Source organism: Streptomyces sp. DSM 41931 (assembly GCF_050271085.1).
In the GTDB taxonomy this organism is placed as follows: Bacteria; Actinomycetota; Actinomycetes; order Streptomycetales; family Streptomycetaceae; genus Streptomyces; species Streptomyces albogriseolus.
In genome coordinates this window covers 5,724,937-5,737,098 of sequence record NZ_CP189902.1, presented here as the reverse complement: position 1 = coordinate 5,737,098, position 12,162 = coordinate 5,724,937, and the positions used below count along the sequence as shown (strand labels likewise).

The window sequence follows — 12,162 nt, the reverse complement described above, 5'->3', positions numbered from 1 at the left end:
AGGGTGAGAGCCGTGACCACCTCCCCCTCCTCCCCGGAACCACCGCCGGGCGGCCCGGCCCTGTCCGTGGACGTCGTCCTGCCCTGTCTCGACGAGGCCGCGGCGCTGCCGTGGGTGCTGCGGCGGATCCCGCCCGGCTGGCGGGCGCTCGTCGTGGACAACGGCTCCACCGACGGCTCCGACCGCGTCGCCGGCGAACTCGGCGCCACCGTCGTGCGCGAGGCGCGGCGCGGCTTCGGCGCCGCCTGCCACGCCGGACTGACCGCGGCCACGGCCGAGATCGTCTGCTTCTGCGACTGCGACGCCTCGCTGGACCCGGCGGACCTGGTGCCGTTCGTCGACGAGATCCGCTCCGGCGCCGCCGACCTGGTACTGGGCCGGCGCCGTCCGCGGGGGCGGGGCGCCTGGCCGCCGCACGCCCGAGCGGGCAACGCGGCCCTCGCCCTGCTGCTGCGCCGCCGCACCGGACTGCGGCTGCGCGACCTCGGCCCGCTGCGGGCGGCCCGGCGCGCGGAGCTGCTCGCGCTCGGCCTCGCCGACCGGCGCAGCGGCTACCCGCTGGAGATGGTGGTGCGCGCCGCCGACGCCGGCTGGCGGATCACCGAGCACGACGTGCCGTACACCCCGCGCACCGGCGCCTCCAAGGTGACCGGCACCTGGCGCGGCACCTGGCACGCCGTACGGGACATGAGCCGGGTGCTGCGGGAGCCGTCCGCACGCGAGGGGGTGACGCCGTGACAGTGCCGGAGCTGACGCTGCTGGTCATCGCGAAGGAGCCGCGGCCGGGCCGGGTGAAGACGCGGCTGACCCCGCCGTTCACGCCGGAGGAGGCGGCGGCGCTCGCCGAGGCCGCGCTCGCCGACACGCTCGACGCGGTGGCGCGCACGCCCGCGCGACGCCGGGTGCTGGTGCTGGACGGGTCGCCGGGTCGGTGGCTGCCGGCCGGTGTGGAGGTCGTGCCGCAGTGCGCGGGCGGCCTCGACGAGCGGCTGGCCGGCGCGTTCGCCGGGTGCGACGGCCCCGCCCTGCTCATCGGCATGGACACCCCGCAGGTGACGCCGGAGCTGCTCACGGTGGACTTCGCGGACTGCGACGCCTGGTTCGGCCCGGCCGCGGACGGCGGCTTCTGGGCGCTGGGCCTGGCCGACCCCGACCCGGACCTGCTGCGCGGGGTGCCCATGTCGACGCCGCACACGGGGGCCGCGCAACGGCGGCGGCTGGACGGGCTGCGGGTACGGGACCTGCCGCTGCTGCGGGACGTGGACACGGCCCGGGACGCGGCGGCTGTCGCGGGTGCGGCGCCTGACGGACGGTTCGCCGCGCGGCTGGCCCGGCTGACGGCGGGCCGCCGGTGAGCGGGGCACGGGCGACGGCCGCGCCCCGCCTCGGAACGCAGCGCGCCCCCGGCCGTCCGCTCCCGGCCGCGGACCCCGCCTGGTCGGCCGACCCGTACGCCGACGCCCTGCGCGCGGGACGGGGTCCGCTGTTCCTGCGCCGCACCGACGGATGGCTGCTGCCGCTGGACGTGGAACGCTGGTGCGCGGAGCCGGACCCGGCCGACCTCGAGGTGCTGGGGCGCTGCGAGGGCGCGGTGCTGGACGTGGGCTGCGGACCCGGCCGGCTGGTGGCCGCGCTCGCCGGGCAGGGGCGCCGGGCGCTCGGCGTCGACGTCAGCGAGGCCGCGGTGGCGCACACCGTCCGGCGCGGCGGACGGGCTGTGCGGGCCTCGGTGTTCGACCCGCTGCCCGGCGCCGGGCGCTGGGGCACGGCGCTGCTGATGGACGGCAACATCGGCATCGGCGGCGACCCGCACGCCCTGCTGACCCGGCTGGCGGGGCTGCTCACCGCGGACGGCCTGCTCCTCGTGGAGACGGCGCCGCACCCGGACGTCGACGAGCGCCTCACGGTCCAGCTCACCGGCCCCCGCACCACCCCGGGCGCCCCCTTCCCGTGGGCCCGCCTCGGCGCCCCGGCCCTGCTGAGCCGCGCCCGCGCGTGCGGCTGGCGCGTGGCGGACCAGTGGTCCGCGCACACCCGCACCTTTGCGGCCCTGCGGGCGCCCGCCGCGGAGGGCGGGCCGGGGTCCGCCTGACCCCGGCCCGCTTCCGGCGCCCGGGGACTCATCCCGCCCCCGGCCGCCGCCTTCCGACACGCACCGCGAACAGCACCGCCGACCCCCCGAACAGCGCCGCCGTGATCAGCAGCCAGCGGGCCGCGAAGCCGTCGGCGGAGAGGGCGGTGACGGCCGCGTAGCGCTGCGACACCCGGCCGGAGATCAGCGGGAACCACACCAGGAGCAGCAGCCCGGACAGGGCGGCCGGGACGCGGACGTGGTTCACCCAGGCCGCGCGCCCGGCCGTGACGGTGACCAGGGCGCGGTCGGCCGCCGCGTACAGCGGCAGCAGCACCAGGTCGTGGACCAGCGCCGCGCCCACGAACCACAGGGTGATCATCGGCCAGTCGCCGTCGAGCAGCCGCACCCCCGCGTACGCGCACAGGGCGAACGAGCACAGCAGCACCAGGAGAGGGAAGGGGCTGCCCGGCACCGGCCGGGGCATCCGCTCGGGCACCGGACGTCTCCTCACAGTTCGCCGAAGGTCAGCCGCGCGACCCACTTGGTGTTCAGCACGCCGGGCGCGGCCGGGACGATGACGCGGGCCGGGTGGCCGTGGTCCGGGGTCAGATCCGCGCCGTTGACGGACAGGGCCAGCAGTGAGCGCGCGTCGGCGACCTGACCGGCGCTCAGGGCGGCGTGCCGCCAGGTGCCGCGCGACTGCAGCGACTCCACGTACACGTCGGCCGGGTCGTCGTGCCCCACCAGCGCGGCGAGGTCCCGCAGCCGGACGCCCCGCCAGGCCTGGTCGGAGGTGGACCAGCCCTCGACGCAGGCGATGGGCAGCGCGGCGTCGTGCTGGTCCATGGCGAGCAGGTCGGCCCTGCTGAGCCGCACGGTGCCGGTGCGGCCGGCGACGGTCAGCCGCCAGGCCTCCTCGGTCGTGTCGTCGGGGCGGATCCCGGCGTACTCGGCCGTCTTGTTGACCTGGAAGGCGCCCGGCCCGCTGCCCGGTTCGGACCCGCCGTGCGGGGAGAGGACGGCGGTGTGGCGCAGCGGTCCGTCGAAGCTGCGCCCGGCGGAGGTGGCGACGAGCAGCAGGGAGCCCCCGCCGACCAGGCCGAGCGCCCCGCGCCGGGACACGGTCGGCGGGCCGGGCCGCGCCGCGGCCAGTTCCTGGTCCGGCTCCTCGCCCTCCCCGCGCCGCATCCCACGCAGGTTCCGGAAGGCGGCCGGCGCCTTGAGCGCCACGTGCGCGAGGAACGCCCCGAAGAAGACCCACGCGCCGTAGAAGTGCAGCGGGTAGAACGAGCCCGGGAAGACGTAGTCCAGCTGGATGTTGAGGATGCCGGTGACGAACTGGAACAGCGCGCCGCCGACCAGCAGGAGCAGCGAGATCCGCTCCAGGGCGTGGGTGACCGAGCGGGCCGGCGGCAGGGTGAACAGCTTCGGCACGACCGACCACAGCTTGGCCAGCAGCACCGGTACGAGCCCCAGGCCGAGGGTGACGTGGACGCCCTGGGTGAGCCGGTAGAGCCACGGCGGGTCGGTGGGCCAGGAGAACAGGTAGAAGCCGAGGATCCCCTTGCCGGGGGTGCGGTCGTTCACCGGTGACAGATCCGGGTTGTACGCCGCGTACGACACCAGGCCCGTCACGAACAGGATCGTGATGCCGGCGAGCAGCACCACGCCGAGCACCGAGGTGAACCATGTGCCGCGCAGCGGGCTGCGCCAGAAGTCCGGCGAGAAGGGGCCGCGCGGGAGGCGGCCGGGGAGGGAAGACCGTGCCATGTGCCGACGGTAGGTCGGCACGGCGCCCGGAAGGGGTCCGCGACCGGTGACGAAATGCTGACGTCGCCGCTCGTCAGCCGCTTGCCGCAGGCCGGGCGGCCTAGCGTGTGACGACGTGAAGCGCACTCCTCCCCGCACGGATCTCCGTGACCCGGCCGTCCGCCCCGGCGGCGCGGCGGCCGACGCGTACGCCGTGGCCGCCGCCGGGCTGCTGGTCCTGGCCGCCGCCCTGGTCGGCACGCACCTCCAGAACCGCTACGGCACCCTTCGCGTCGGATGGCCGCCCCTGGTGGGCGGCTGGATGCCGCACGCCGGCCCGGGCACCCCGGCCGCGCTCGCGGTCGCCGTGGCGGTGGTGGCGTACGGTCCGTCGCTCACGGTCCGGCTGCCGTGGCGGCCGCTGCTGCTCGCCGTGTGGGGCGGGGCGCTCGTCTGGACATGGTCGCTGGCGCTGGTCGACGGCTGGCAGCGGGGCGTCGCCGGGCGGCTGACCACCCGGCACGAGTACCTCCAGGTGATCGACCGCTTCCAGGACGTCCCGGAGACTCTGCGGGACTTCCACGCGCACATCCTCATCGGCGCCCCCGACAACTGGCCGGCGCACGTGGCGGGGCATCCGCCGGGCGCCACCCTCACGTTCGTGCTGCTGGACCGGATCGGGCTGGGCGGTGGAGCGTGGGCCGGGGCGTTCGTCGTCACGGCCGGCACCACGGCGGCCGTCGCCGTCCTGGTCACGGTGCGGCGGCTGGCCGGCGAGGACCTCGCCCGCCGGGCCGCGCCCTTCCTCGTCCTGGCCCCCGCGGCCGTGTGGACGGGCACCTCCGCCGACGGCTGGTTCGCGGCGGTCGCCGCATGGGCGCTCGCCCTGCTGGCCCTCGCCGTCACCGGCCGCCGCCCGGCCTGGACGGGCCTGGGCGCCGGGCTGCTGTTCGGGGTGACGGTGTACCTGTCGTACGGGCTGACGCTGGTCGCGGTGATCGCCGCGGCGGTGCTGCTGCTCGGCGCCCGCCGGCTGCGGCCGCTGCCGTACGTGGCCGCCGGGTTCCTGGTCGTGCCGGCCGTGTTCACGGCGCTGGGCTTCGACTGGTGGGAGGCGTACCGGCTGCTGGTGACCCGCTACTACCAGGGCGCGGGCGGTGTGCGCCCGTACGGCTACTGGGTCTGGGCGAACCTGGCGTGCACGGTGCTGGTCGTGGGCCCCGCGACGGTGGCGGGGCTGCGCAGGGGCGGCGGCGTGCTGCTCGGGACCGCCCGGGCGGCCCTCCTGCGGGGTCCCGCGCCCCGGCTGGCGCTGCTGGCGGGCTCCGCGCTGCTGGCCCTGCTGATCGCCGACCTGTCCGGGATGAGCAAGGCGGAGACGGAGCGGATCTGGCTGCCGTTCGCGCTGTGGCTGCTGCCCGCCTGCTCCTTCCTGCCCGGTCCGCGCGGCTGGCTCGCCGGGCAGGCGGCACTGGCCCTGCTCCTCAACCACCTGGTGCTGACCGGGTGGTGAGGAGCGGGCGTCGGATCAGGAATCGGCGGGCTGCAGGCTCAGCGAGATGCTGTTGATGCAGTACCGCTGGTCGGTGGGCGTCGGATAACCCTCACCCTTGAACACGTGCCCGAGATGTGAGCCGCAGCGGGCGCAGCGCACCTCGGTGCGCACCATGCCGTGCGAGCGGTCCTCGACCAGCTCCACGGCGTCGGTGTCCTTCGGGTCGAAGAACGACGGCCAGCCGCAGTGCGACTCGAACTTGGTGTCCGAGGTGAACAGCTCGGCGCCACAGGCGCGACAGGAGTACACGCCCTCGGTCTTGGTGTCGGTGTACTCACCGGTGAAGGCGGGTTCCGTCGCCGCCTGGCGCAGAACCGCGTACTCGGACGGCGACAGCTCCGCGCGCCACTGCTCGTCCGGCTTCTCCACGTCGTACGGCATGAGGTTCCAGCCCCTTAGTTCGACAGACGGTCCAGGATGCGCGGGCCGAGGTCGGTGACGTCGCCCGCTCCCATGGTGAGAACCAGATCGCCGGGCTTGGCCATTCCCGCCACCGCCGCGGGGACCTCCGCCGCGTCGTGGACGGCCGTCACGTCCGCGCCGGCCGCGCGGGCCGCCTCGATGATCAGCTCGCTGGTGACGCCGGGGATCGGGTCCTCGCGGGCCGGGTAGATGTCGAGGACCAGCGAGGCGTCGGCGAGGGCGAGGGCGTGGCCCATCTCCTTGCCCAGCTCGCGGGTGCGGGAGAACAGGTGGGGCTGGAAGACGACGAGGATGCGGGAGTCCCCGGCGGCGGAGCGCATCGCCTCGAGGTCCGCGGTCATCTCGGTGGGGTGGTGCGCGTAGGAGTCGATCACCTGGACGCCGGCGGCCTCGCCCTTGAGCTGGAGGCGGCGCTTGACGCCGGTGTACGCGGCCAGCGCCGGGGCCAGCTCGGCGGCCGGGACGCCCAGCGCGACGCCGGCGGCGAGCGCGGCGACCGCGTTGTGGGCGTAGTGCTTGCCCGGCACCGACACGGTGAAGGTGAGCGGGGCGCCGTCCAGCTCGACGGTCACCTCGCTCTTCAGCCCCTGCGGGACGACCGACAGCACCCGCACGTCGGCGTCCGCGGACTCGCCGTACGTCACGGTCCGCACCGAGCCGTCCAGGCGGCGGGTCAGCTCGCGGGCGCCCTCGTGGTCGGCGGAGATCACCAGGGTGCCGCCGGGGACGATCCGGCCGACGAACGTCTCGAAGGACTCGTGGATCTCCTCCATCGACGCGTAGTTGGCGTGGTGGTCCAGCTCCACGTTGAGGATGATCGCGACCTCGGGCGCGTACCTGTGGAAGCTGCGGTCGGACTCGTCGGCCTCGGCGACGAAGATCTCGCCCGCGCCGTGCAGCGCGTTGGAGCCGGGGGCGTCGAGGTCACCGCCGATGGCGTACGACGGCCCGCGGCCCAGCTCGGTGAGGGCGACCGCCAGCATGGAGGTGGTGGTGGTCTTGCCGTGGGTGCCGGCCACGGCGATCGGGCGCAGGCCGTCCATCAGGGCGGCGAGGGCGTCGGAGCGGTGCACCACGGGGATGCCCAGCTCGGCGGCGCGCCGCAGCTCCGGGTTGTCCTCGCGGATCGCGGAGGAGACCACGACGCAGCTCGCGTCGTCGGCGAGGTGCGCGGCGGCGTGCCCGAGGTGCACGGTGACGCCCAGGCCGCGCAGGGCCTGGGCGGTCGCCGAGTCCTTGGCGTCGCTGCCGGCCACCCGGGCGCCGCGCTGGGCGAGGATCTTGGCGATGCCCGACATCCCGGCGCCGCCGATGCCGATGAAGTGCGGTCGGTCCATGGCGGTAGGAAGGCCGGGTGCCATGCGTGTTCTCCCAGTGGTGCGACGAGCGGGACGACGGTCTTCGCGCCCTCGCGTGCCGAGCCGGAAGAGCGCGGCCCCAGCCTATGCCTTGCTGTGGGAGAAGAGTTTCAGCACCGGCACCCCGACCTTGTGGCGGGCCCGGGAGGCCCAGTCGCGGTGGAAGAACTCCTCCACGTAGTGCGGATCGGTCAGGACGATCACCTCGTCCGCGCCGACCTCCTCGACCATCGTCCTCAGCGCGTCCAGCGGGTGGTCCTCGACGAGGCGGCCCTCGGCGGTGTCGCCGGTCGCGCGCAGCGCCTGGAGGGAGACCGCGAGCGCCCGTTCGCCCGTGGAGCGGGCCTCGTCGCCCTCGGGGGTCTCGCCCTCGCGCACGGCCTCGTCGAGCTCGCCCAGCGCGACGTCGTCGATGGCTCTCAGCAGCCGGTCGGCCTGTTCGCCGCGTGGCTGGAGCAGGACGTGGAAGGCGACCGGCTCGTCGCCGTGCAGGGTGGTGACGAACTCCACGTCGGCGGACGTCAGGGCCTTCTCGATCATCAGTACGCTTGTGAACACCAGGCGCCCCTTACTCCTCGGAGGACCTGTGGGCCCTCGCTGCTCCGTGGGCCGAGCCAGGCCCCCGGAGATGATCCTTCCCCGTGCGGGCGCGAGTACGGCCGGATTCAGTCTTGCCCGTCACCGCGCGGGACGGGCGGATGGTTCCGCCGATCGCCGGACCGGCGGCGGCGTCGTCGTACCGGTTGTCCTCCCTCCGGCGGTTCCACACCCGGCCGGGCCGGTCAGGCCCTCCGGTAGCGCGTGAACAGGAATCCGTCCTCCTCCAACACCGACGACAGCGTCATGCGCCGCGGAAGTGTCACTGAGGGCCCACCAGCGATGCGCTGAGCGTCACCGGCCGTGACCATCGGCGCGACGGTGAGGCAGAGCTCGTCCAGCACGTCGGCGGCGATCAGCCGGCCCAGCAGCCGGGGCCCGCCCTCGGTCAGCAGCCGGGTGTGCCCCAGCTCGGCGAGGGATCGTACGGCCCGCCCGGGGTCCACCCCGGCGCCCTCCCCGGCGACGACCACGCGGGCGCCCGCCTTCTCGGCGGCCGCCCTGCGCTGCGGGTCGGCGGCGGCGCCGGTGAGGACCAGGGTGGGCACCAGCGGGGAGGTGAACAGGGGCAGCGAGAAGTCCAGGTCCAGGCTCGCCGAGACCACCGCGATCGCGGGCGCCGGGCCCTGTCCTGCGGCCTCCCGCGCCGCGGCGAACTCGGCGCGGGCGCGGGCCGGGCGGTAGCCCTCCCGCCGTACCGTTTCCGCACCGACCACGACCACGTCCGCGAGGGCCCGCAGCACACCGAAGATCCGCATGTCGGCCGGGCAGGAGATGGGCTGCGAGCGGCCCTCGTGCTGGGCGGCGCCGTCGAGGGTGGAGACCATGTTGCCGCGCAGCCAGGGCGTGGGGCCCTCCGGACCGGGCTCGGGGTAGGCGTAGGCGGCGGCCAGCTCGGCCAGGCTCCACTCCCGGCCGGCCGGGCCGCCGGCGGCTGCCGTCTCGTCGGTCACATCGGTCACGGGGAACAGGCGTCGCATGTCAGGCAGTCTTCCACGCCCCGTACGATGGGGGACCGTGTCGTCCTCCGCAGCCTCCCGCCCCGGTCCCATAGCCGACGTGGCCCCGCTCTCGCTGTGCGCCCGCGAGCCGCACGTCCCCGCGGACCGGCTCGTCGCCGAGATGGTGCCGCCGCCGCGGTTCGACGCCGTCCGCTTCGGCACGTACATCCCCGACCCGAACCAGCCGAGCCAGACCGAGGCCGTGCGCGTCCTCGAGGGCTTCGCGGCGGGTCTCGACGGGTCGCCGGCCGGGGAGCCAGGCCGGCGCCGGCTGTTCGGCTTCGGCAAGGCGCCGAAGAAGGCCCCGTCCGGGCCGCGCGGCGTCTACCTGGACGGCGGCTACGGCGTCGGCAAGACGCACCTGCTGGCCTCGCTGTGGCACGCCACCCCGGCCGAGCCGGCGCTCAAGGCGTTCGGCACGTTCGTGGAGCTGACCAACCTGGTGGGCGCGCTCGGCTTCCAGCAGACCGTGAAGACGCTCTCCGGGCACCGGCTGCTGTGCATCGACGAGTTCGAGCTGGACGACCCGGGCGACACCGTGCTGGTCTCCACCCTGCTCGGCAAGCTGGTCGAGGCGGGCGTCGCGCTCGCCGCCACCTCCAACACGCTGCCGGGCAAGCTCGGCGAGGGCCGGTTCGCGGCGGCGGACTTCCTGCGCGAGATCCAGGGCCTGTCGGCGCACTTCCGGGCGCTGAGGATCGACGGCGAGGACTACCGGCACCGGGGGCTGCCCGAGGCGCCGCCGCCGTACTCCGACGACGTGGTGACCCGGGTGGCGCACGCCACCGAGGGCGCGTCGCTGGACGCCTTCCCCGATCTGCTGGACCACCTCGCGCGGGTCCACCCCAGCCGCTACGGCGCCCTCACCGACGGCGTCGGCGCGGTGTGCCTCACCGGGGTGCGGCCGGTGCCGGACCAGTCGACCGCGCTGCGGCTCGTGGTCCTCGCGGACCGGCTGTACGACCGCGAGGTGCCGGTGCTCGCGTCGGGGATGCCGTTCGACCAGCTGTTCAGCGAGGAGATGCTGAAGGGCGGCTACCGCAAGAAGTACTTCCGCGCGATCTCACGCCTCACCGCTCTGGCCAGGGACGCCAAACGGCTCGCGGACACCGTCTGACCCAGGCGTCGAGGGCCCGCCGCACGGACGTTCCCCCTTCGATCGGATCACCGGTGACGACGGGAGCGTTCGCGCCATCCCACCCGTCCTTTTCGGGCTCTCTCCGGCGTGGCTCACCGATGTGACCCTGCAAACAGCCACGCGGGGTTACGGTGTTTCTTGACCAACCGTTGACCAAACGTATGCCTGCACCTTGAGGTGCGAACCACCGTCGCAGGTACGCGTGTTGCGAGGTCGGGCGACCGGCGGCCACACCCCGGCCCTTGCCGTCGCTTTACCTCCGCCGCGCCCGCCCGCGGACCCTGCGGACTTTGCACCCGCTCATACGGTCCGTCAAGCGCGGGCCATGGATCAGCGGACCGGTCCCCGTCATGCCCGTCCGACGCGTCCCCACACGCGCCAGGAGGAAACAGATGCACCGCCCTTTCGCCGACCGCCGCCGTACGTCCGGCCGACGCCCTGACCCGAGGGCCCGCCGCGCCGGGGACCGGCTCCCCGGCGCCGTCCTCCCTTCCGCACCCCCCTCCGCACTCCCCTCCGCCGACGTCGCGCGCGCCGCCACCGGCACGCGCCGCACCCGGTGAGGGCGCGCGTGCTCCGCTTACCTCATCTGCGGCAGGACGTCGCCGCCTCGCTCGTGGTCTTCCTCGTCGCCGTCCCGCTGTGCCTGGGCGTCGCCGTCGCCTCCGGGGCCCCCGCCGAACTCGGCCTGATCACCGGGATCGTGGGCGGCCTGGTCGCCGGACTGCTGCCGGGCAGCAGCCTCCAGGTGTCCGGCCCGGCCGCCGGCCTGACCGTGCTGGTCTACGAGGCGGTGGACACCTACGGACTGCCCGCGCTCGGCGTGATCGTGCTCTCCGCGGGACTGCTTCAGCTCCTCATGGGCGCCCTGCGGCTCGGGCGCTGGTTCCGGGCGATGTCGTTGTCGGTGATCGAGGGCATGCTGGCCGGCATCGGCCTGGTGCTCATCGCCGGCCAGCTCTACACGGCGGCCGGGCTGACGGCGCCCGCGGGCGGCGTCGACAAGCTTCTCGGACTGCCGGGGGCCGCCGCGGAGGTGCTCGCCGACGAAGAGGCGCTCGCCTCGCTGGCCGTCGGCGTGGGCACGGTCGTGGTGATGGTGCTGTGGCGGCGGCTGCCGGGACCGGCCGGGGCCGTACCGGGGGCGCTCGCCGCGGTGCTGCTGGCGACGGCGGTCACCGCGGCGTTCGGCGTACCGGCCGCGACCGTCGAGGTGCGGGGGCTCGTCGACGCGGTCCAGCCGCCCGGCGCGGACGCTTTCGGGACGCTCGCGGACATCGGGATGCTCGGCACGGTCGTGGCCTTCGCCCTCATCGCCTCCGCCGAGAGCCTGTTCAGCGCGGCCGCGGTGGACCGGATGCACACCGGTCCGCGCACCCGGTACAACAAGGAGCTCATGGCGCAGGGCGCGGGCAACACGGTGTGCGGGCTGCTCGGCGCGCTGCCCATGACCGCGGTCATCGTGCGCAGCTCGGCCAACGTCCAGGCGGGCGCGAGGACCAAGGCGTCCCGGGTGCTGCACGGGGTGTGGCTGCTGATGTTCGCGGCGCTGCTGCCGTCCGCCCTCGCGCTGATCCCGCTGCCCGCGCTGGCCGGCATCCTGATCCACGCCGGCTGGAAGCTGATCCCCTTCCGGGGGCTGGTCTCGCTGTGGCGCGGCCAGCGGGGCGAGGCCCTGGTCCTGGTCGTCACGGCCGTGTCGATCGTCATGGTGAACATGTTCGAGGGGGTGCTGATCGGGCTGGCCCTGTCGGTGGTGAAGACGGCCTGGGAGTCCTCGAAGGTCAAGCTGGAGGTCATGGACAAGGGCGCGGGCCCCATCCAGGTCCACCTTTCCGGCAACGCGACGTTCCTGCGCCTGCCGAAGATCCTGGACACCCTGGAGTCCCTCCCCGAGGACCGCCCGGTCGAACTCGACCTCACGGCCCTCCACCACCTGGACCACGCCTGCAGCACGGCGTTGCACCACTGGGCGGAACGGCACAGCGGGGCGGACACACCGCCGGTGCGGCTGACGATGCGGTGAGGGTGCCCCCTGGGGGCACCGGTTCGGGCTGCCCGGCCCTGGGCCGGGCCCGCGCCGCGGTCAGCCGGACGGCCGGACCGGCACCCGGTGGCAGCGTGGCCGACGACGCCCCGTGGGTCCACGCGGGCGGGCCCGCCCGGCGGGACACGGGCGGTCTGCGTGGTTCACGGGATCGGCGGCAGGTGATAGACACGGCGGGGTCACAGTTCCTGTCCGCCAGCAGGAAGGTTTCCCCATGTCA

The 12,162-nt window shown here is 75.0% G+C and carries 12 protein-coding genes; 6 read left to right on the top strand and 6 right to left on the bottom strand.

All coding sequences use genetic code 11. From position 1 onward, the window contains the following. Window positions 1-3 precede the first annotated feature (3 nt). The 3 genes from ACP7TJ_RS26290 to ACP7TJ_RS26280 are packed head-to-tail and all read left to right on the top strand — an operon-like array spanning window position 4 to window position 2,092. Window positions 4-738: a glycosyltransferase family 2 protein gene (locus tag ACP7TJ_RS26290; protein WP_427765814.1), complete on the top strand. Its 735-nt coding sequence runs from the start codon at window positions 4-6 to the stop codon at window positions 736-738. Then, a complete protein-coding gene (locus ACP7TJ_RS26285) occupies window positions 735-1,355 on the top strand; it encodes a TIGR04282 family arsenosugar biosynthesis glycosyltransferase (protein ID WP_093766224.1) in 621 nt (206 codons plus the stop codon). The genes ACP7TJ_RS26290 and ACP7TJ_RS26285 overlap by 4 nt, the downstream gene beginning before the upstream one ends. Beyond that, the gene (locus tag ACP7TJ_RS26280) at window positions 1,352-2,092 is read left to right on the top strand and encodes a class I SAM-dependent methyltransferase (RefSeq protein WP_427765811.1); all 741 of its coding nucleotides are present in this window, start codon (window positions 1,352-1,354) and stop codon (window positions 2,090-2,092) included. The genes ACP7TJ_RS26285 and ACP7TJ_RS26280 overlap by 4 nt, the downstream gene beginning before the upstream one ends. Before the next feature lie 28 nt (window positions 2,093-2,120). Here ACP7TJ_RS26280 and ACP7TJ_RS26275 read toward each other — a convergent pair whose 3' ends face one another. Next, window positions 2,121-2,558 (bottom strand): hypothetical protein, encoded by a 438-nt coding sequence (locus tag ACP7TJ_RS26275; protein WP_093766226.1) that lies wholly within the window; start codon window positions 2,556-2,558, stop codon window positions 2,121-2,123. A 23-nt stretch (window positions 2,559-2,581) separates the two neighbouring features. Beyond that, a complete protein-coding gene (locus ACP7TJ_RS26270; RefSeq protein ID WP_167743838.1) occupies window positions 2,582-3,844 on the bottom strand; it encodes a molybdopterin-dependent oxidoreductase in 1,263 nt (420 codons plus the stop codon). Between the two features lie 115 nt (window positions 3,845-3,959). Between ACP7TJ_RS26270 and ACP7TJ_RS26265 the strand changes: the two genes are divergently transcribed. After that, entirely contained in the window at window positions 3,960-5,336 is a 1,377-nt protein-coding gene (locus ACP7TJ_RS26265) for a hypothetical protein (RefSeq protein WP_427765808.1), read from the top strand. Window positions 5,337-5,351: 15 nt separating this feature from the next. Here ACP7TJ_RS26265 and msrB read toward each other — a convergent pair whose 3' ends face one another. The 4 genes from msrB to ACP7TJ_RS26245 form a co-directional block, all read right to left on the bottom strand. Beyond that, complete coding sequence (gene msrB, locus ACP7TJ_RS26260; protein ID WP_093766229.1) at window positions 5,352-5,759, bottom strand: peptide-methionine (R)-S-oxide reductase MsrB; 408 nt, start codon at window positions 5,757-5,759, stop codon at window positions 5,352-5,354. A 14-nt stretch (window positions 5,760-5,773) separates the two neighbouring features. Then, a complete protein-coding gene (murC, locus tag ACP7TJ_RS26255) occupies window positions 5,774-7,162 on the bottom strand; it encodes a UDP-N-acetylmuramate--L-alanine ligase (RefSeq protein WP_093766230.1) in 1,389 nt (462 codons plus the stop codon). Between the two features lie 81 nt (window positions 7,163-7,243). Further along, window positions 7,244-7,717 (bottom strand): indole-3-glycerol phosphate synthase, encoded by a 474-nt coding sequence (locus ACP7TJ_RS26250; protein ID WP_189908970.1) that lies wholly within the window; start codon window positions 7,715-7,717, stop codon window positions 7,244-7,246. 224 nt (window positions 7,718-7,941) lie between these two features. Next, entirely contained in the window at window positions 7,942-8,736 is a 795-nt protein-coding gene (locus ACP7TJ_RS26245) for a pyrimidine reductase family protein (RefSeq protein WP_167743835.1), read from the bottom strand. Between ACP7TJ_RS26245 and zapE the strand changes: the two genes are divergently transcribed. Both zapE and ACP7TJ_RS26235 read left to right on the top strand, forming a co-directional pair. Then, a complete protein-coding gene (zapE, locus tag ACP7TJ_RS26240) occupies window positions 8,735-9,874 on the top strand; it encodes a cell division protein ZapE (RefSeq protein WP_367494991.1) in 1,140 nt (379 codons plus the stop codon). The genes ACP7TJ_RS26245 and zapE overlap by 2 nt on opposite strands. A 592-nt stretch (window positions 9,875-10,466) precedes the next feature. Further along, window positions 10,467-11,921: a SulP family inorganic anion transporter gene (locus tag ACP7TJ_RS26235; protein WP_367486725.1), complete on the top strand. Its 1,455-nt coding sequence runs from the start codon at window positions 10,467-10,469 to the stop codon at window positions 11,919-11,921. Window positions 11,922-12,162: the final 241 nt, after the last annotated feature.

Coding starts and splice junctions, on each gene's coding strand:
- ACP7TJ_RS26275 (WP_093766226.1), bottom strand. CDS start 2,558: ATGCCCCGGCCGGTGCCGGGCAGCCCCTTCCCTCTCCTGGTGCTGCTG.
- ACP7TJ_RS26270 (WP_167743838.1), bottom strand. CDS start 3,844: ATGGCACGGTCTTCCCTCCCCGGCCGCCTCCCGCGCGGCCCCTTCTCG.
- msrB (WP_093766229.1), bottom strand. CDS start 5,759: ATGCCGTACGACGTGGAGAAGCCGGACGAGCAGTGGCGCGCGGAGCTG.
- murC (WP_093766230.1), bottom strand. CDS start 7,162: ATGGCACCCGGCCTTCCTACCGCCATGGACCGACCGCACTTCATCGGC.
- zapE (WP_367494991.1), top strand. CDS start 8,735: ATGTCAGGCAGTCTTCCACGCCCCGTACGATGGGGGACCGTGTCGTCC.
- ACP7TJ_RS26245 (WP_167743835.1), bottom strand. CDS start 8,736: ATGCGACGCCTGTTCCCCGTGACCGATGTGACCGACGAGACGGCAGCC.